The sequence below is a fragment of the Arhodomonas sp. SL1 genome (assembly GCF_052060015.1).
In the GTDB taxonomy this organism is placed as follows: Bacteria; Pseudomonadota; Gammaproteobacteria; order Nitrococcales; family Nitrococcaceae; genus Arhodomonas.
Genome location: NZ_JBPODZ010000005.1, coordinates 263637 through 281676, shown reverse-complemented (window position 1 = coordinate 281676; position 18040 = coordinate 263637). Strand labels below are relative to the sequence as shown.

At 67.5% G+C, this 18040-nt stretch carries 20 protein-coding genes; 9 read left to right on the top strand and 11 right to left on the bottom strand.

What is annotated here, in order from left to right; genetic code table 11:
- From ACQ754_RS09810 to ACQ754_RS09765, 10 genes are all read right to left on the bottom strand, one after another.
- Window positions 1-302 (bottom strand): hypothetical protein (locus tag ACQ754_RS09810; RefSeq protein WP_440996842.1); only part of this gene is annotated, 302 nt, incomplete at its 3' end.
- A 121-nt stretch (window positions 303-423) separates the two neighbouring features.
- Window positions 424-2931: a heavy metal translocating P-type ATPase gene (locus tag ACQ754_RS09805; protein WP_440996841.1), complete on the bottom strand. Its 2508-nt coding sequence runs from the start codon at window positions 2929-2931 to the stop codon at window positions 424-426.
- Window positions 2932-2992: 61 nt separating this feature from the next.
- On the bottom strand, window positions 2993-3193 hold the full coding sequence (locus tag ACQ754_RS09800) for a heavy-metal-associated domain-containing protein (RefSeq protein WP_440996840.1): 201 nt from the start codon (window positions 3191-3193) through the stop codon (window positions 2993-2995).
- A gap of 137 nt (window positions 3194-3330) precedes the next feature.
- Entirely contained in the window at window positions 3331-4215 is an 885-nt protein-coding gene (locus ACQ754_RS09795; protein ID WP_440996839.1) for a cation diffusion facilitator family transporter, read from the bottom strand.
- A gap of 67 nt (window positions 4216-4282) precedes the next feature.
- Window positions 4283-4465 carry a hypothetical protein gene (locus ACQ754_RS09790; RefSeq protein WP_440996838.1) on the bottom strand — a complete coding sequence of 61 codons (183 nt, stop codon included), beginning with the start codon at window positions 4463-4465 and terminating at the stop codon, window positions 4283-4285.
- A 15-nt stretch (window positions 4466-4480) separates the two neighbouring features.
- The gene (locus tag ACQ754_RS09785) at window positions 4481-6808 is read right to left on the bottom strand and encodes a copper-transporting P-type ATPase (RefSeq protein WP_440996837.1); all 2328 of its coding nucleotides are present in this window, start codon (window positions 6806-6808) and stop codon (window positions 4481-4483) included.
- A gap of 183 nt (window positions 6809-6991) precedes the next feature.
- Window positions 6992-7495, bottom strand: a complete 504-nt coding sequence (locus ACQ754_RS09780) for a cupredoxin domain-containing protein (protein WP_440996836.1) — start codon at window positions 7493-7495, stop codon at window positions 6992-6994.
- A 619-nt stretch (window positions 7496-8114) separates the two neighbouring features.
- Window positions 8115-8342: a hypothetical protein gene (locus ACQ754_RS09775; RefSeq protein ID WP_440996835.1), complete on the bottom strand. Its 228-nt coding sequence runs from the start codon at window positions 8340-8342 to the stop codon at window positions 8115-8117.
- A 9-nt stretch (window positions 8343-8351) separates the two neighbouring features.
- Window positions 8352-8831: a cytochrome c biogenesis CcdA family protein gene (locus ACQ754_RS09770; protein ID WP_440996834.1), complete on the bottom strand. Its 480-nt coding sequence runs from the start codon at window positions 8829-8831 to the stop codon at window positions 8352-8354.
- Between the two features lie 21 nt (window positions 8832-8852).
- Window positions 8853-9116, bottom strand: a complete 264-nt coding sequence (locus tag ACQ754_RS09765; protein ID WP_440996833.1) for an SHOCT domain-containing protein — start codon at window positions 9114-9116, stop codon at window positions 8853-8855.
- Between the two features lie 362 nt (window positions 9117-9478).
- On the opposite strand from ACQ754_RS09765, the gene ACQ754_RS09760 reads away from it, so the two are divergent.
- The 8 genes from ACQ754_RS09760 to ACQ754_RS09725 all read left to right on the top strand — a co-directional run bounded on the left by ACQ754_RS09760 (window position 9479) and on the right by ACQ754_RS09725 (window position 16228).
- A complete protein-coding gene (locus ACQ754_RS09760) occupies window positions 9479-10465 on the top strand; it encodes a calcium/sodium antiporter (protein WP_440996832.1) in 987 nt (328 codons plus the stop codon).
- 140 nt (window positions 10466-10605) lie between these two features.
- Entirely contained in the window at window positions 10606-11049 is a 444-nt protein-coding gene (locus tag ACQ754_RS09755) for a GtrA family protein (protein ID WP_440996831.1), read from the top strand.
- Window positions 11046-12224, top strand: a complete 1179-nt coding sequence (locus ACQ754_RS09750; RefSeq protein ID WP_440996830.1) for a sulfotransferase — start codon at window positions 11046-11048, stop codon at window positions 12222-12224. Before ACQ754_RS09755 ends, ACQ754_RS09750 begins: the two co-directional genes overlap by 4 nt.
- The gene (locus tag ACQ754_RS09745; RefSeq protein ID WP_440996829.1) at window positions 12221-13342 is read left to right on the top strand and encodes a glycosyltransferase; all 1122 of its coding nucleotides are present in this window, start codon (window positions 12221-12223) and stop codon (window positions 13340-13342) included. The genes ACQ754_RS09750 and ACQ754_RS09745 overlap by 4 nt, the downstream gene beginning before the upstream one ends.
- Window positions 13339-14037, top strand: a complete 699-nt coding sequence (locus ACQ754_RS09740; protein WP_440996828.1) for a polysaccharide deacetylase family protein — start codon at window positions 13339-13341, stop codon at window positions 14035-14037. The genes ACQ754_RS09745 and ACQ754_RS09740 overlap by 4 nt, the downstream gene beginning before the upstream one ends.
- Window positions 14038-14182: 145 nt before the next feature.
- The gene (locus tag ACQ754_RS09735; RefSeq protein WP_440996827.1) at window positions 14183-14917 is read left to right on the top strand and encodes an outer membrane protein assembly factor BamB family protein; all 735 of its coding nucleotides are present in this window, start codon (window positions 14183-14185) and stop codon (window positions 14915-14917) included.
- Window positions 14918-14979: 62 nt separating this feature from the next.
- Window positions 14980-15519, top strand: coding sequence for a cytochrome P460 family protein (locus ACQ754_RS09730; RefSeq protein ID WP_440996826.1), 540 nt, complete (start codon window positions 14980-14982; stop codon window positions 15517-15519).
- A gap of 187 nt (window positions 15520-15706) precedes the next feature.
- The gene (locus ACQ754_RS09725; RefSeq protein ID WP_440996825.1) at window positions 15707-16228 is read left to right on the top strand and encodes a carboxymuconolactone decarboxylase family protein; all 522 of its coding nucleotides are present in this window, start codon (window positions 15707-15709) and stop codon (window positions 16226-16228) included.
- Window positions 16229-16232: 4 nt separating this feature from the next.
- Here ACQ754_RS09725 and ACQ754_RS09720 read toward each other — a convergent pair whose 3' ends face one another.
- Complete coding sequence (locus tag ACQ754_RS09720; protein ID WP_440996824.1) at window positions 16233-17288, bottom strand: ATP-binding protein; 1056 nt, start codon at window positions 17286-17288, stop codon at window positions 16233-16235.
- 225 nt (window positions 17289-17513) lie between these two features.
- Between ACQ754_RS09720 and ACQ754_RS09715 the strand changes: the two genes are divergently transcribed.
- Entirely contained in the window at window positions 17514-18029 is a 516-nt protein-coding gene (locus ACQ754_RS09715; protein ID WP_440996823.1) for a DUF2062 domain-containing protein, read from the top strand.
- Window positions 18030-18040 lie beyond the last annotated feature (11 nt).

Genomic DNA, 18040 nt, shown 5'->3' with positions numbered 1-18040 from the left:
TGGCCCATCATGCCGGGACCCATGCCCTGGCCCATCATGCCGGGACCCATGCCCTGGCCCATCATGCCGGGACCCATGCCCTGGCCCATCATGCCGGGACCCATGCCCTGGCCCATCATGCCGGGACCCATCATGCCGGGACCCATCATGCCGGGACCCATCATGCCGGGACCCATCATGCCGGGACCCATCATGCCCGGATCCATGCCGCCCCCATGGGCGACTGCCATGCCGTTACCGGCGGCCATGACCAGCACAAGGGCACTGCTTACTACGGTCTTGCGCAATTTCCCTGCAAACATATCGTATACTCCCGTTTCGGCGTCTTCAGTGAATGCCGCCTCCGAAATAGCGGGGTTGGCTGCTCTGGTCCGTTTTCGTGATACTCGGGCTCGTTGCCTCCCGTTGTGGCGGCGTGGGTGACTATCCACCGGAAAGCCCTTCTTCCTGCCGACCTGTGGCGTCGGTGAGCGGTTCCGGGGAAGAGAGTTGGGCGAGCGGGCCAGCGAAGCGCCGCAGCCGCAGCGAATTGGTCAGAACGAATACACTCGAGAGGCTCATGGCCGCTGCCGCGGCCATCGGGTTGAGCAGCCAGCCGGTCAAGGGATACAGCACGCCGGCCGCCACCGGGATCAGCGACACGTTGTAGCCGTAGGCCCAGAAGAAGTTCAGGTGGATGGTCCGGCGCGTCCGCCGCGCCAGCGCCAGGGCGTTGACGATCTCACGCAGGTCGCTGCGCATGAGCACCACATCGGCGGCCTCGATGGCGATATCCGTGCCGGTGCCGATGGCGATGCCCACGTCGGCCTGGGCGAGCGCGGGGGCATCGTTGATGCCGTCGCCGACGAAGGCCACGGCCTCCCCGTCGCGCTGCAGCCGGCCTACCTCGTCGGCCTTGCGGTCCGGCAGCACCTCGGCGAGGACGCGGTCGAGGCCCACCTCTCGGGCGATCGCCTCCGCCGTGGCGGTATGGTCACCGGTGACCATGGTCACCCGGAGCCCCATGCCGTGCAGCGCCTCGATCGTCTCGGCGCTGGACGGCTTCACCGGGTCGGCGACGGCGAGGACCGCCGCGAGCCGCCCGTCCACGGCCGCATAGATGGGGGTCTTCGCCTCCGCGGCGAGACGGCCGGCGATCGCGGCGACCGTCCCTGTATCGATCCCCAGCCGTTGCATGTAACGCTCCGCCCCCACCTGGACCAAATGGCCCGAGACCTCGGCGGCCACGCCGTAGCCGGTAACGGCCTCAAAGCGCTCCACCTCGGCGGGCGGGAGCCCGCGCTCCCGTGCGCCTCGGAGCACGGCCTCGGCGATGGGGTGCTCGCTTTTGGCCTCCACCGCTGCCACCAGGGAGAGCACCTGCCCGGCGTCGCCCTCCAGCACCTCCACATCGGTGAGCTCGGGGCGACCCTCGGTGAGTGTGCCCGTTTTGTCGAAGACCACGGTGGTGGCCTTGGCGAGGCCCTCAAGCGCGGCGCCACGCCGGAACAGCACACCCATCTCCGCGCCCTTGCCGGTGGCCACCATCACCGCGGTGGGCGTGGCCAGCCCCATCGCGCAGGGGCAGGCGATCAACAGCGTGCTGACGGCGGCCACGAAGGCGAACGACAGCGCCGGCGTCGGCCCGAAGGCGAGCCAGAGGCCGAAGGTCACCGCAGCCACGCCCATCACGACCGGCACGAACACCCCGGCGACCTTGTCCGCCAGTACCTGGATGGGCGGCTTCTCCGCCTGGGCCTGCTCCACCATCCGGATGATCTGCGCGAGCACGGTGTCCGCGCCGACCCGCGTCGCCCGGTAGGTCAGGGCGCCGTTCTTGTTGACCGTGCCGCCGACGACCTCGTCCCCGGCGGACTTGGCCACCGGCACCGGTTCTCCGGAGATCATCGACTCGTCCACGTAGGAGCGCCCATTCTCGACCTCGCCGTCCACGGGCAGGCGCTCGCCGGGCCGGACCAGGATCCGGTCGCCCGGCACCACGGCGCTGACGGCCACCTCCTCGGCCTCACCGTCGCGCAGCACCCGGGCGGTCTTCACCTGGAGGCTCATCAGCTTCTTGATGGCCTCGGAGGTGCGCCCCCTGGCGATCTGCTCCAGGTACCGCCCCACCAGGATGAGGGTGACGATCACGCCGGCCGCCTCGAAATAGCTATGTGCCGTGCCTTCGGGGAAGAGGCCGGGGGCAAGCAGGGCCAGCAGGGAATAGCCGTAGGCTGCGGATGTGCCGAGCATCACCAGGCTGCTCATGCCGGGGTTGAGGTGCTTCATCTCCGCCCAACCCTGGCGGAAGAACACGCCGCCGGCATACAGCAGCACCGGCGTGACCAACACTAGCTCCACGGTCATCCAGCCGCGTGGGGGCAGCAGCGCGCCCATCAGGGCCTCCACCCCCGGCAGGTGCTTGCCCATGGCCACCACCACCAGCGGGGCCGTGAGCAGCGCTGCGATCCAGACCCGCCGGCGCAGCAGCGCCAGCTCGCGATCCTCACCTTGTTCGTCGCGCTCCGATCGCGCCTCGATCTGCGCCTCGTAGCCGGCATCCCGGACGGCTTCGGCGACGGCGGAGAGATCCACGGTCTCCGGGAGGTAGCGCAGGTGGGCCTTGCCGGTAGTGAGGTTGACACTGACGGATTGCACGCCGGGCAGCCGGGCGATCGCCTTCTCGACGCGCCGCACGCAGGCGGCACAGCTCATGCCGGTCACTTTAATCTCGCCCTCGGCGAGCACCGGCTCGTAGCCCGCATCGTCTACCGCGGCCAGGAGCTGGCTGACGTCCGCCGCCTGCTCGTCGACGACGATTTGCGCCGTCTCTGCCGCCAGGTTGACCCGCGCCTCACGGACGCCGGGCTGTTTGTTCAACACGCGCTCCACGCGCGAGACACAGGACGCGCAGGTCATGCCGCGGACCCCGAATTTCAGCGCCTGGCTCATGGGTGCCCCCCGCCTGTCTGCGGTTTCGGATCACACACCGACGCGCTCTGCGTCATGGCGATCACGCAACCTCCGCCTCATAGCCCTCTTCGTGGATGGCGTCGATGACCGCCCGGGCATCGGGCTCACCCTCGATGAGGACCTCCTCGTCGGCGCGGCTGACCTTGATCACCTTCGCGACGCCCTCGATACCGGACAACGCGTCCTCGACGGCCTTCTCGCAATGCCCACAAGTCATACCGGTTACTTTCAGCTTCAGCATTTCTGGCCTCCTATACCCCTACCGGGGTGGGGTGGGTTTGTTGAAACAAAGAGTGCCTGACCGTCAAGAGGAGTTCAAGATCGACGGGCTCGCACGGGCTGCCCTTCCCGTCAGGCACGCGCACCCCGGGAGCGCGATCAGCCCCGGTGCCGCCCGCTCGGGGCGGAACCCGTGACGTCGATGGCCTCGGCGCCCGACTCGTCCAGACAGCCTTCCTCTACCTGCAGCGTCACGAAAAAGAACCCGAAACGCTCCCGAAGCATGTCATGGGCCGCCCGGAGCACCGCCTGCGAGTCAGCCCCGGTCGCGACCCGCAGATGGGCGGAGAAGACATAGCGACCACTGGTCAGGGCCCAGGCATGGACGTGGTGTGCATTCGCGACGCCGTCGACGGCTTCCAAGGCCTGGGTGACCTCCGAGAGGCTCACGTCGGCGGGCGTACCCTCCATCAGCAGATGGATCGCGTCACGCAGGATGCCCCAGCTGGCCCAGAGCAGGACCACGCCAAATGCCATGCCGAGCAGCGGATCGATGAGCAGGAACCCGGTGAACCGGATTACCAGCGCGGTCACGATAATAAGCAGACTGCCAACAAACGTCTGGATGATGTGCCACAGCGCGCCGCGCACGTTGAGGTCGCTGCGGCTGTGCTTCCAGATCAGCGCAAGCGAGATAACCTCAGTGATAAGCCCGCCGACCGCCGCCGCGATCATGGGTAATGCTGGCAGCTCGATCGGATCCGTGAGCCGCATGGCCCCCATGATGATCACGATCAGCGCCATGCCGAGCAGGAAGCCGCCATTGACCAGCGCGCCGACGATCTCCGCCCGATACCAACCGAAGCTGCGATCCTCATCCGCCGGCCGGCGGGCCAGCCGCGCGGCGACAATGGCCACCAGCACGCCGCCCACGGCGGAGAACGTGTGAAAGGCGTCCGAGATGACCGCGATGGACCCGGTCCACAGACCGATGCCCATCTCAATGATAAAGTAGAGCCCCGTCAGCCAAGCCGATATGGCCATTCCCGGCCCGCTGGAGGGCATATGCCCGGCATGCCCGTGGCCACCCTCTCCAGGTTCCATAAGCTTCCTACCCCGTCCGCAGGAAATCGCCGCGTACCGACTCCGCCCTTCGTTCTGGCGGCGACTCGCCGGCCCGTTTACAGGCGATCATGTTTTCCGCCCGCTGCCGGAGCGCATCCGTATAGCGCATGCCGCGTTGCCAACGATCGATCGAGTAGGCGAGGAGGCGGTTCGTCTTTCCCGGATACATGCCATTCTCCCCCACCTAGACGTCCTGACGCCGAAGCCGTAGCGCGTTGCCCACCACCGACACCGAGCTGAACGACATGGCAGCCGCCGCGATGATCGGCGACAGCAGGATCCCGAAGAACGGGTACAGCACCCCCGCGGCCACCGGCACCCCCAGGCTGTTGTAGACGAAGGCGAAGAACAGGTTCTGCTTGATGTTGCGCATGGTGGCGCGGCTGAGCTTGCGGGCCCGGACGATGCCGGTGAGGTCGCCCTTAACCAGAGTGACGCCGGCGCTCTCCATGGCCACGTCCGTACCCGTGCCCATGGCGATCCCCACCTGGGCCTGGGCCAGCGCCGGGGCGTCGTTGATGCCGTCGCCCGCCATCGCCACGAACCGGCCCTCGCGCTGCAGCGCCTTGACCTTCTCCGCCTTCTGCTCCGGCAGCACCTCGGCGATCACCTCGTCGATGCCCAGCCGCCCGGCCACGGCCTCTGCCGTGGTATGGCTATCGCCGGTGAGCATGACGATGCGAATACCCTCGTCATGCAGCGCGTCGATGGCCTCCGGCGTGGTCTCCTTGACGGGATCCGCCACGGTGACCAGACCCGCCGGCTGACCGTCGATGACCACGAACATCGCCGTCTTGCCCTCGGCGCGGAGGGACTCTGCCTGTTCGGTCAGGGCCGCTGCATCGACGCCGAGGTGTTCCATGAGTGCGTGGTTGCCCAAGGCCACATGCTGCTCGCCGATGCGCCCCTGCACCCCCTTGCCGGTGACGGATTCGAAGTCCGTATAGCGATCCAGCGCCACACTGCGCTCCTCGGCGCCCTCCACAATGGCCGCCGCAAGCGGGTGCTCGCTGCCGCGCTCCAGGGTGGCGGCCAGGCGCAGCACCTGCTCCTCTTCAAAGCCCTCGGCGACCACCACGTCCTGCAGCCGCGGTCGCCCCTCGGTGAGGGTGCCGGTCTTGTCGACGATGAGCGTGTCCACCTGCCGCATCGTCTGGATGGCCTCGGCGTTCTTGAACAGCACGCCGACGGAGGCACCCTTGCCCGTGGCCACCATGATGGACATGGGCGTGGCCAGGCCCAGGGCGCACGGGCAGGCGATGATCAACACTGCCACCGCGTTGATCAGGGCATAGGCCATGGCCGGCTCCGGCCCCCAGATCCCCCAGACGATGAAGGTGATGATGGCGGTAACCACCACCGCCGGCACGAAGTAGGCCGCGACCACGTCCACTAGGTTCTGGATCGGCGCCCGGCTGCGGCTGGCCTCGGCCACCATCTGCACGATCTGGGAGAGCAGCGTGTCGCTGCCGACGCGCTCCGCCTCGATGACCAGCGAGCCGGTGCCGTTGACGGTGGCGCCGATCACCCTCTCACCCGCCGCCTTCTCCACCGGGATGGGCTCGCCGGTAATCATGGACTCGTCCACCGACGAGCTGCCCTCCACCACGGTGCCGTCCACGGGTACCTTTTCGCCGGGGCGTACCCGCAACCGGTGACCGATCTGCACCTGCTCCAGCGGCACATCCGCCTCGCTGCCGTCGTCGTTGATGCGTCGGGCGGTGTTCGGCGCCAGGCCGAGCAGCGCCTTGATGGCGGCGGTGGTGGAGCTGCGGGCGCGGAGCTCCATCACCTGCCCGACCAGCACCAGGGTGACGATGACCGCCGCGGCCTCGAAATAGACCCCCACCTGCCCGCTTTCATCCCGGAACGAGGCTGGGAAGATCCCCGGGAACAGGGTGGCCACCACGCTGTAGACGTAGGCGACGCCGACGCCGAGCGAGATGAGGGTGAACATGTTGAGGTTCCAGCTCGCCACCGAGCGGTAGCCGCGGACGAAAAACGGCCAACCGCTCCAGAGCACCACCGGCGTGCTCAACGCGAGCTCGAGCCACACGCGGATGCCGTGGGGCACGAGGGCCTCCATGGACACACCCGGGACGAGGCCACCCATGGCCAGCACCATCACCGGAATGGTCAGTACCACGCCGACCCAGAAGCGCCGGGCCATGTCCGTGAGCTCGGGGTTCTCCTCTTCTTCCGCGCTCACCTGCCGGGGCTCCAGCGCCATGCCGCACTTGGGACACTCGCCGGGTTCGTCCCGCACGATCTCCGGGTGCATGGGGCAGATCCACTCGGTCTTGGTGCCGCCATGGCCCTGCGGGGCCTCCAGTTCCAGGGCCATCCCGCATTTCGGGCATTCCCCCGGCCCGTCGGAGACGACCGCGGGATGCATGGGACAGGTGTAGCGCCTCGAGCCCCCACCTTCGTGGCGTTCCCCGTGCCGACCGCCTGCGCCGGTCCGCGGCGCGTCGGCATGGGCCTCGTGTCGGGAATCTCGCTGGTCAGCCATCCGGCCCTCCGGTATACAACCCCACCCCTCCTGGGGTGCATGAAGATTGACCATAAGACCGCCCCGTCGCTACGTCAAGGCATTTGCACCAGACCACGGGCCGCAAAGCTGACGATCCCATTCGATGCGCCTCGGTGGGCGGCGCCCGCCGGGCGGGATGAGCGGCGGGCACGGCCCACCGCATCACGTGCCGGTCGGTTGGATGGTGATCTTCCCTTTCATGCCGGCCTCAAAGTGGCCCGGGATATTGCACCCGAACAGGAAGCGATCCGTCTTCTCGAAACGCCATATCACAGAGGCGGTCTCACCGGGCGCGAGCATCACCGCATTGGGGTCGCTGTGGCCCTCCATGGCCGCATGCTTCAGGCGCTCGGCCATTTCCGCCCGATGGGCCTTCTGCACCTCCGGGGATCCCAAGGTGAAGTCATGCCGTAGCTGCCCCTGATTCTCCACCACGAAGCGGACCGTCTCCCCGGCCCGGACGTCGAGCGCCTCCGGCTCGAAGTAGGTGTCGCCGGCGGTAATGTGCACCGTACGGTCAACCTCCCCGGGCTTGCCGGGCTTGCCCCCTGCGAAGCCGGAGGACGGACCGTCCCCGTGGCCCGGACTTGCGAGGGCGGTAGTAATGATGAACAGGGCGCCAGCGAGCCCAGCGGTCACAGACGCAATACGGGATATGCGGATCACGTGGAGTCTCCTCTTTCCATTTCTCCATCCCACGCCGAGCCCACCGCTGCCGAAGCAGCGGCGCGGGCGTGCGACGATTTGCAAGATGAACAGCGCAGATCGACCGGGTACGACCGGTCGATAGCGATCAGAGTCGGAGACGGAGGGTTAGGAGATAGAGGGGGAAAGGAGGAGTTGCAGACGGCCCCACGCCGGCCAGCCCAAGATCCATCGCCGCCTTGACGGAATCGGGCCGGTGTCGGGCGAGCGGAACCGCCGGTGTCTCCGGGTCTCGATCGGCGGTCGTCAGGATTCCGGCAATCTCGTCGGTCACCGGCGAGCAGGCGGTCCCGTGGGGCGCATGGTCCACCGGGGCCTGCGCGTGCCCATCCTGACCATGCCGGCCCGCGCCTGCCTCGGGATGCGGCGGCCCGCACGCAGCAGCGACCTGTACCGCCAGGGCCAGGACCACAAGCGCGAGGCCCCGGAGTCCGAGTGCGTGCCACGAAGGCCCAGGTGGTTCCGTCATCGTGCTGGCAGGCAAACGCTCGTTGCGGATCATATCAGGACCGAGGAACCTGTTAGTGGGGCGCATTGTGCCATGAGCGGGGCCGGCGCACAGTACCCCTTGAGAGGCGGGCTAGCCGATCCGGCCCAGCCATGGGAAGGCCTCGAGGAGCCAGTAGCTAAAGCGTGCCAGCTGGCCTGTAATCATCGCCAGGCCCATCAGGATCATCACCAGGCTGCCTATGAGGTGCAGACCCCTCCCCCATGCGCGGAAGCGATGCTGGTTGGCAAGGAATCGGTTCAGCCCCAGGGCCGTCAACAAAAAGGGGACACCGAGGCCAAGGGAGTAGATCCCCAGCACCCGAGGCGCTCACCGTGAGGATGCTGCCCAGCACCGGACCGATACACGGCGTCCAGCCGAACGCGAGGCCACCCCCAGCAGATAGCTAAGCCATGGCGTGCCGCCGCCCTCCAGGCGGTCCAACCACCGATAATCCATGTGCAGAAAACGCAGCCGCAACACGCCGGTCATGAACAGGCCGAAGGTGATGACCACGGCCCCACCGATGAGATTGGCCTCTTGCTTGTAGGACAGCAGCAGGCGGCCAAGCGCGGTCGCACTGGCACCGAGGATCATGAACACGGTGGCGAAACCGAGGACGAAGGAGACACCCATCGCCAACACGGCCAGCCGCTCACGCCGGCCCGAGAGGACCTGCAGCTCGTCGACGGACCGGCCTGCTACAAAGGACACGTAGCCGGGCACCAGCGGCAGCACGCAGGGCGAGAGAAACGAGATGACTCCGGCGAGAATGGCGGTCAGCAGGCCGATGTCGGCGATCTCGAACACGATGCGTCGAGGCCCTCTTCGTCAGCGGCGATGGTTGTCGGTCAGCTGCTGCCGCCTGCGCTCGAACTCCTCGTCATCGATCTCCCCGCTGGCATAGCGTCGCTGCAGGATCTGCAATGCATGCTCATCGCCCGAGCCATTATCAGACCGCCCACCCGCAAGAAACCTCACTACCACGACCACAGCAGCGATGATCAGGGCCCAGAAGATCACCATGTGCAGGACCCCGAACCCGAGCCAACCCCACCCCATGCCGTTCATATGCCAACCCATTCCGTCCCACATCGTCATGTCTCCTGCCCGCCTGTTGGCCACGCACAAGCCGATACCCGTTCCCCAGCCTCCGGCGTCCGCCGTCGGGCTCAGGGGGCTAACCCGTATACCCCTCCCGGGGTGGGATGGGTACAACTACGATACGCGTATAGCAGGCCCGGCGGCAATCCGTGCTCAGAGGATGATCACCTGGCACGGGGGATTGCCCGACGGCGCCGCCATTCAAGGCCTGCGAAGCGACTTGCCGCCCGGGTCGGGACCAACTCGACCTCGAAACCCTCCTAGATAGGCTATCCCCGGTCAGGCAGCGTAGTGGAGGCGCCTCCTAGGGCCGGACTGCATTCGCCGCAGAGGACAAACGGGGCACGTCATCGATGAATATGACACTCATGCTCGTCGGCGGTTTGCTTCTGCTCATCATCGGCGCGGAATTCCTGGTCCGCGGCGCCGTGCGACTGGCGTCGCATGCTGGGGTATCACCGCTTCTCATCGGCCTTACCGTGGTCGGTTTCGGCACCTCGATGCCGGAGCTGGTGACCAGCGTCCAGGGCGCGCTCTCGGGCTCACCGGGCGTCGCGGTCGGCAACATCGTTGGCTCCAACCTGTTCAACCTGCTCGTCATTCTGGGAGTGGCGGCACTCATTCAACCCCTCGCCGTCCCATCCAGCGCCCTGCGTCGGGACGGCATCCTGGTGATCGCGACGGCCGCGCTGTTCGTAGGCTTTGGGTACTTCCTGGCGCTCGACCGGGCGGTTGGGACGGTGCTGCTCGGGCTGCTGCTGGCGTATCTGGTATTCGCCTGGAGACAGGAGCGTAAGAGCGACACGCCGGCCACCGAGCACACAGCGCCGCTGGAGAAGGCCGCGGCACTGGAAGGCGTGGACCGCGCCGTGGCGCCGTCACAGCCCCCGACCGCGGGCACTTCGTGGGTCACCGCGCTGCCCATAACGGCGGGCGGGCTGATCGCCCTGGTCATCGGCGCCCGACTCTTCGTTGGCGGATCCATCGCCCTCGCCCACACCCTCGGGATCAGTGAGACGGTCATCGGGCTGACCATCGTCGCCGCCGGCACCTCCATGCCCGAGCTCGCCACCTCGGCCATGGCCGCCTTTCGGCGCCAGCACGACGTCGCCATCGGCAACGTCCTCGGCTCGAACATCTACAACATACTGGGCATCGGCGGCGTGACGGCATGGGTCGCACCCACCACGGTGCCGGAGACGATCGCGGTGTTCGATGGGCCCGTCATGTTGGGCGTCTCGATCGTCGTCGCGTTGTTTCTCTGGAGCGGACACCGGCTGACCCGGGTCGAGGGCGGGCTCCTGGTGTTGGCGTATGTGCTCTACTTGTGGGTGATCTGAGGCCGGGGCAGCGCCGTAGGCTAGCAGGCGCGCTGGTCTAACGTGAACAACCCGCCCTTGGGGCTCGCTCATCGCACCGCGAGTGGGCAGTATGTGCGCACCCTGATAGCGCCATAGCCCGTAACGAGACCCCATAGCGCATGCCGTCACAACGCCTCTGGTCGAGCAGCCACCGTGCCACTTTTCTTCGCTTCACCTTGGTGGCAACCACTATCGCCGGAATCGATATCCTGATCCTGTATCTACTGCACGGCGCGGGCGGTCTGAATGTCTACCTCGCGCGCATCTTCTCCTACGGCACGGCGATGACGGTCGGCTATTTCCTCAACAACCGCTATACCTTCCGCGATCATCGGCGTACGCGCCACCTTGCCGCCGAACTGTCCCGATTCTACGCCGTCTTCGGGTTGGGCGGGCTAATCAACTATGGTGTCTTCGCCGCCATCGTCGCCGTTGGTGATGTCGCCGACGCAGGGCCCACCGTGCGCTTCTGGTTGCCCCTGCTGGGCATCTGGATGGGGGGCATCGGCGGGATGGCGTTCAACTATGGGGTCTCCCACAAACTGGTATTTCACAACCGATGAATACCCTGGCCGTCGTTGCCGAAGGCCTGGCGCGCTACCTGGGCTGGTGGCTGTCCGCCCTTGTGCGCTGGCGCGATCCACGCGCGCCCATGAGCGTGCGGCGTTTCGTCGTCCTAACGCTCGGCATGCCGATCTTCCTGGGCGTTCAGCTGGTGCACGCGATCTGTCTGCTCCTTGACGAGATCCTCTTCCCCGGCTACCGACGCACATCACTGGATGGAACGCTCGTCATCACCGGTATTCCGCGCAGCGGGACGACCTTCCTGCACCGCATCCTCTCGGCCGAGACGGAGCACTACACCACGCTGACCACCTGGGAGGCCTTGCTCGCCCCGTCGATTCTCCAACGCCGCCTCGTGAGCGGTCTCGCCTGGCTGGACGGTTGCCTCGGCGGCCCGTTGGCACGGGGACTCGCCGGCCTGACGCGCCGCCTCACCAGCGGCCTGGACGCCATCCACGAGGTCGGGCTGACCGCCGCCGAGGAGGACTATCTCACGCTGCTCCCCGCCGCAGGGTGCTTTGTCATGCTGTTGGCTTTCCCGGCGGCGCCGGGCCTGCAGAGCCTCGGGGAATTCGATCGCGCCGTGGCACCGCAGCGACGTCGGCGCCTACTGCACTTCTATCGCGCCTGCCTGCAGCGCCATGTCTACGCCGACGGCGCCCGCCGCCAGTTGCTTTCCAAGAACGCCGCCTTGGGCTCCTGGGTCGTCGGTCTACAGCAGGCCCTACCGGAGGCGCGCTTCATCGTCTGCCTCCGTGACCCGCACCGGGCGTTGAGCTCCCAGATCAGCTCCGTCGCCGCCGCGCGCTCATTGTTCGGCACGGCTACCGGCAGCGCGGCCTTTCAACGGCTTTTCCTGCACATTTACGCAGTGACGCTGGAGCACCTGACGCAAACCATCGGCGACTGGCCCCTCGACCGCGCCGCGATTGTTGACCTCACTGATGTACGGGCCCACCCCGCCCCAGTGATTCGTGAGGCACTGCACCGGCTAGGGGTCCGCGAGCATGCTAGCCTCAGCGCCAGGCTGAACGGGCTGGGCGACCCCGGCCCGAGCGCCCATCGGCACAGCATCGCCGATCTAGGCATCGATACGACCACTCTGGACGAGCGCATGACGCCAAGCTACCGACGCCTCATGGCCCTACCGCACCGTATCCGGGTGACGCCGTGACCCAATCCACGACACCAGCCGGGCAGACGAGCAGCGATCTGCGAATCGCCTTTTTCTCGGACTCCCTACCGGAGCGCAACGGCACCGGAGCGTATTACCACGACCTCCTCGCGCACTTGCGCGACCGGGTAGCGGCCGCCGAAGCCCTCCAGCCGCGGCTGCAAGACGGGCTCGAGGCCATCAGCATGCGCCTGCCGGGCGACCCCACCCAGCGCATCGGCTGGCCGGCGCCGTTTCGCATCCGGCGCGCCATGGCCGCCCTTCGGCCACACGTGGTGGTCAGTGTCACGCCCGGTCCCTTCGGGCTGCTGGGCGAACGTCTGGCGCATCACCATGGCGCGGGCTTCGTCACCGCTTACCACACCGATTTCGCGGCCCTTGCCAATCTCTACTGGGGACCACTGCGGCGCGGTATCGGCAATCGCATGTTGGAGGGGCTCAACCGGCGCCTATGTCGGCGCAGCGACACCGTGCTCGTGACTAACTCCGGCCTGGTGGACACCGTTCGGCGCCTGGGCGCGCTCCGGGTCGACGTGATGGGCACCCCGATTGCGTCGGTCTTTCTGGCGACAACGCCACCCGCGGCGCCACAACGCCCCGATCCGGTCGTCTTCGCCGGGCGGCTGGCAGCGGAGAAAAATATCGACGCCCTCCTGAGCGCCGCCCGGGCACGCCCCGGGCAGCGATTCATCATCGCCGGCGACGGGCCTCAACGCGCGGCGGTGGCCGCCGCCGCGCGGGAACTCGACAACCTGGACTACCGGGGGTGGCTCAGCCGTCACGCGCTATGCGATCTGCTCGACGAGGCCGGTCTGCTGGTCCTGCCATCCCACTTCGAGACGTTCGGCTCCATCGCCCTGGAGGCGCTAGCGCGCCGGCGACCCGTACTGGTCAGCGCCAACGCCGGTATCCACGACTGGCCGCAGGTCGCGGACGGGCTCTGCCCGCTGGCACCGGACGAACGCCTCGAGGACGCCCTGGCCCGGCTCGCGGCGGAAGCCCCCTCGGACTGGGCAGCCCGCGGCGAACGCGGACGCGCGGGCGCACTCAGGTTCCATCACGAGACCCTGGAGCAGTGGCTGGCCGTTCTTACCGCGCACGCCCGCGGGTTGGGATGATGGATGCGCTCATCAGCATCCACGACGTCATGCCGGAGACGCTCGACCGCGTCGGGCACCACCTCCGTGTGCTCCGGCGCCACGGCCACGACGCCATCACCCTGCTCGTCGTCCCGGGGCGCCCATGGGGCGAGGCCGACATTGCCCAACTCGCTCGTTGGCAGAGCCAGGGCCTGGAGCTCGCCGCCCACGGCTGGCATCACCACGCCCCACGGCTCGGCGGACCACGCCACTGGATCCACAGCGCGCTCCTCTCCCGTCGAGCGGCCGAACACCTTGCGCTCGGCCCTAACGCCATCGCGGATCTCATGCGGAAGAGCGCTGCGTGGTTCCCCCGGCAAAACCTCACGCCGGCGACGACCTACGTACCGCCCGCTTGGGCCCTCGGCCGGATTCGACCCGAGCAACTACGCGCCCAGCCCTTCGAGCGCATCGAGATCACCCGGGGACTGCTATTCCCCGCGACCGGCCGCCTGATCGCCTTGCCACTGGTAGGTTTCGAGGCCGATACCCTGATGCGCGAACGCTTCCTGCGCGCCTGGAACAACGTCCAGGCTCGCCTCGCGCGCGATCACAAGCGCCCGCTGCGAATCGGCATCCACCCGCAGGACCACGAGCTTCGCCTGGCCGGTCAGCTACACGCCTTCATCGCCGGCAACTGGCGCAGTCTCCGCTATCGCGATTTCGAGCCGTAACGGGAGTTGACGGCATTGGCGGGGTTGGCGAAGGAGTTCGACCCTAGTCCGAACACGATCCGCAGCAGCCCTACGTGTTCCTCCGTATTACCCACCCGGAACATCTCTCCTACGATCCTAGGAAACGTCAACGCCGGACCCAGTCATGGCGGCACCTGTCAGTGCAAGCCCCGCGTACGGCCCCCTAGCCGGGCTATTGCTGGTATCCGTCACTGCCCTGGCTGGCGGGGCGTCCGCCGACCCCGCACCCCTCGATACCCATAACCGCGAGCGCTGCCCGATAGTCCGGCCGGAGCGCTGCCCGGGGATCATTGGCACGGCCCAGGACGATGGCCGGTTGTTCATCGGCACCACCAGCGGCCTGTTCGCCGTGCCGGCCGGTGGCGGTCGGCCCCTGTGGCATGCCCTGGCCGGGCAGCACGTCTTCGGCCCCCGGATTGCAGGCGAGACGGTCTGGGCCGGCACACGGGGTGGGCGGTTGCTGGCACTCGACGTCACGACAGGGAATATCCGCCTGCGGCACCGCTTTCCCGGCTGGGTCTACGCCCCCGCCCTGGCGGGTGGGTTGGCCGTGACCGGTGGCAGCGATCGCACCCTGTGGGCCGTGGACCAGGAGAAGGGAGCACTGCGCTGGCAAAAGAGGCTCAGCCAGGAGCTCACCAGTGCGCCGGTGCGGCTCTCGGAGTCGGCAGTAGCCGCGGCCACCTATGACGGGGCGCTCCACGCCGTCGCCGTCCAGGACGGATCCCTGCTCTGGTCCGTTTCCTTGCCAGGGCCCGCCACCGGGCTGGAGCCGGCAGGCGGAGCCCTGCGGGTACGGACCTTCGGTGGGACCGTTGTCCTCGTGGACCCGGAAACCGGAGCCACAACGCAGCCGTAGGCGAAAAGCGCAGCCGGCCAATGAATCAAACGCCCGCAAGCGGAAAAGAGAGGAGAGGAACCATGAAATCAACCAGCATCATCGCGACGATCGGCGCCCTGACCTTCGCAGCGGGGCTCGCCCACGCGGAGGCACCCTTCGGGACCCGCGACGACGTCAACTACGCCAAACAGCTCTGGGCCCAGATGGAAGACGCGGGCCTAGTGGGGAAAGGGTCGGTGATGTCCACGCCCTACGGGGGGCAACATCCCCACGGGGCCGTGCTCGACACCGTCGACACCACCCTCGAGATCGATGGCAACCGTGGGACAGTGATCGTCAAGCGCAATTACGGCGGCGACGGCGTCAGCGAGTCGGCGGTGGCCGACGATCCCGGACAGTGGCTGCAATCGGTCACCGTCATGTACCGCCGGGACGGCTACGACCCAGACAATCAGGACTGGTTCTGGGCGAAGTACCAGCCCGACGGGAGCCTGGAACGCAACCCCAAGGACATGCCGCTCGCCGGGCGCGTGGCCAAGGGCGCGGACCAGGGCTGCATCGCCTGCCACACGGCCGCTCCCGGCGAGGACTATGTCTTCAACAACGATCGCTTCCAGTAACCCCACCGCGCCCCCGGCGGCGATGCCACGATGCCCCGGGGGCATTCCGCCCGTACGCGGAATCACGGACACGATTCGTATCGTTACGGATCGTCTCGACTCGGACTACCTGCGAGGCTGTAACCAAAGCTTGTACCGGCCCTGAAGGGCCGGCACCATTGTCGTGCCGACGCAGAGGTCCCCAGCGATGAGCGCGGAAACGACGCCGCCGGAGGAGGCACTCGAGCTCCTGCGCGAGGTGGCGCAAACCTTCGAGGACACCATTCCCAACGTCTACCGCCAGCTGGCCCGCTCCCCGCTGGCCCTCGAGGCCTTTGTGCACCTGGAGCGCAGCATTGGGCAGCGCGGCCAGCTCACCCGCGCGGAGCAGGCCCTGGTCGCGCTGCAGGTTTCGGTGCATAACGGTTGCGAGTATTGCTCAGGGGTATTCCGTCACGAGGCCGCCGACGCAGGGGTGGAGGACGGCGTGATCGCGGCGGTGGTTGGCGAGCTCGCCGTCGGCGAGGCCCGCTACGCGGCGCTCATCGATGCCACCCGCCGGATCCTGGAGCGCAAGGGGAGACTCGGTCGCGCCGAGCTGACGCTCCTCGAGGAGCGCGGTGTAAGCTTCGAGTCGCTGCTCGAGATCGTCACCATTATCGCTGCATTCACCCTGCCGACCTACACCAATAACCTCTTCCATACCCGGGTCGACCCCGAGTTCCGCTGACGCCTCAGCGGGCGGCGGCGTCCGCGATGTGCTTCGCGGTCGCGGCGGCGGGCAATACCAGACGGAAGGTAGTGCCGTCCGGGCCGGTGTCCGCGAGCGAGAGCTCACCGCCGTGGTTGCGAGCCAGTTCCCAGGCGATGGCCAGCCCAAGGCCGGCGCCACCGCTGGCCGAAACACCCGGCTTCTCGTTGAACAGCTGCTCCCGCACCGCCTGCGGCAACCCGGGCCCGTTATCGATGATATCGATGCACACCCCCTGATCATCCCGATAGCTGCCCTGTATGGAAAGCTCCGTGGCGCCCGCGGCCAGGGCGTTTCGGGCCAGGTTCAGCAGCAGGCGAAAGAGCTGATCAAAGTCGGCGTCCAAGGTGATCCCAGCCGCGCCGGGTGCCCCCAGCGTTGCCCCGGCGATTTCCTCGGGGCCTATGGCGGCATCGACCTCGGCAACCACATCGGAGAGCGGAAAACGCTCGTGGCGCGGGGTATGCTCCACCGCGCTGCCCGCCTCCAAGGTCCTTTGGCACATCTCCAGGGCCCGGTCCACGGAACGGGTGATCAGCTCGGCACTGCGGCGGACCATGGGGTCGTCATGCCGGGATAATCGGTCACCCATGAGCTGGGAGGCAACCATGGTATTGCGCAGGTCGTGGGTGAGCTTGCGGATGGAACGCCCCAGCTCCGCGAGCTCCTCGTCGCGGCGATCGCGGATGATGGCGAGTATGTACTCATGGCCGTCCAGCGGGATGAGCGAAGCCCGGATCTGGGCCGGCAGCAGGGTCCCGCCACGGGCCCGACAGGAGAGATCACCGGCCACCCAGCGACCATGGCGGCGGACCTGGGCGATGAACCCCTCCAGCCGGGGGATCTCGTGGGGATGGATATCCGCGGGGGTGAGGGCACCGAGCTCGTCGGCGGAATAGCCCAGGAAGGCGCAGGCGGCATGGTTCACGCCGGCAAACCCGCCGGTTTCCGGATCGATGAGGAACGCCGGATCATAGAGCTCATCAAACAGCCGGGTTACGGCATCGGCCGAACGGGCGAGGGCATCGTTTAGGATCATCGCGCCGGCTCCTGCGCGGGCAGCGTCTGCCGCGTGGTCCTCGTCAGGGGCCCCATGGTATCGGAACGCGCGTACCAGTGAAGCCCCGTGTTGCCATGCACCAATTCGGGGCACTCCTGGGGTGCTCGTTTTCCCCCTACCCTGTTCGGGAGCGTGGCTGTCGGCGATAATCGCCGCTCACCGGCTTCGGGGAGCCGGCACCGGTATTCGTGTGCGGGGTTATCCATGTTCGAGAAGGCAGCGGTGCGCTTCCGGGCGCTCAAGTGGCGGGGGCATGTCTGGTTGCGCCGCCACCCCGCGATCAACCGCGCCCTCCACACCACCGGTTGCCTGACCCACGGCACCGAGGCCGCCGCCCGCGGCGTCGCGGTGGGGCTTTTCCTGGGCTTGACGCCGACAGTGGGCTTCCAGACGGTGTTAATGATTGCCGGCTGTATGCTGCTACGCGGCAACTTCCCCGCCGCCTTCGCCATCTCCTGGGTGAGCAATCCATTCACCATGGGTCCCCTGTATTGGGGTTTCCATGCGATCGGCGAGGCGCTGCTGAATGCCGTACCCTGGACACCAGTGAACGCGCGGCAATGGGCCCTCGACGGAATCGGCGAGGAGGTAGTGTTCGCCGTGGTGGGGAGCCTGCTGGTGGCTACGCCCGTCGCCCTCGCCGGCTACCTGATCACCCATCGACTGGCGGCATGGTTAGCCGCCCGGCGCGCACAGCGACGCCGGACACGACAGGGATGACCGGGATCGCC

Excerpts from the sequence above, each read along its gene's own strand:
- ACQ754_RS09750 (WP_440996830.1), top strand. The coding sequence starts at position 11,046 with ATGAATACCCTGGCCGTCGTTGCCGAAGGCCTGGCGCGCTACCTGGGC.
- ACQ754_RS09730 (WP_440996826.1), top strand. The coding sequence starts at position 14,980 with ATGAAATCAACCAGCATCATCGCGACGATCGGCGCCCTGACCTTCGCA.
- ACQ754_RS09715 (WP_440996823.1), top strand. The coding sequence starts at position 17,514 with ATGTTCGAGAAGGCAGCGGTGCGCTTCCGGGCGCTCAAGTGGCGGGGG.
- ACQ754_RS09755 (WP_440996831.1), top strand. The coding sequence starts at position 10,606 with ATGCCGTCACAACGCCTCTGGTCGAGCAGCCACCGTGCCACTTTTCTT.
- ACQ754_RS09720 (WP_440996824.1), bottom strand. The coding sequence starts at position 17,288 with ATGATCCTAAACGATGCCCTCGCCCGTTCGGCCGATGCCGTAACCCGG.
- ACQ754_RS09785 (WP_440996837.1), bottom strand. The coding sequence starts at position 6,808 with ATGGCTGACCAGCGAGATTCCCGACACGAGGCCCATGCCGACGCGCCG.
- ACQ754_RS09760 (WP_440996832.1), top strand. The coding sequence starts at position 9,479 with ATGAATATGACACTCATGCTCGTCGGCGGTTTGCTTCTGCTCATCATC.
- ACQ754_RS09740 (WP_440996828.1), top strand. The coding sequence starts at position 13,339 with ATGATGGATGCGCTCATCAGCATCCACGACGTCATGCCGGAGACGCTC.
- ACQ754_RS09795 (WP_440996839.1), bottom strand. The coding sequence starts at position 4,215 with ATGGCCATATCGGCTTGGCTGACGGGGCTCTACTTTATCATTGAGATG.
- ACQ754_RS09725 (WP_440996825.1), top strand. The coding sequence starts at position 15,707 with ATGAGCGCGGAAACGACGCCGCCGGAGGAGGCACTCGAGCTCCTGCGC.
- ACQ754_RS09805 (WP_440996841.1), bottom strand. The coding sequence starts at position 2,931 with ATGAGCCAGGCGCTGAAATTCGGGGTCCGCGGCATGACCTGCGCGTCC.
- ACQ754_RS09735 (WP_440996827.1), top strand. The coding sequence starts at position 14,183 with ATGGCGGCACCTGTCAGTGCAAGCCCCGCGTACGGCCCCCTAGCCGGG.
- ACQ754_RS09765 (WP_440996833.1), bottom strand. The coding sequence starts at position 9,116 with ATGTGGGACGGAATGGGTTGGCATATGAACGGCATGGGGTGGGGTTGG.
- ACQ754_RS09790 (WP_440996838.1), bottom strand. The coding sequence starts at position 4,465 with ATGTATCCGGGAAAGACGAACCGCCTCCTCGCCTACTCGATCGATCGT.
- ACQ754_RS09800 (WP_440996840.1), bottom strand. The coding sequence starts at position 3,193 with ATGCTGAAGCTGAAAGTAACCGGTATGACTTGTGGGCATTGCGAGAAG.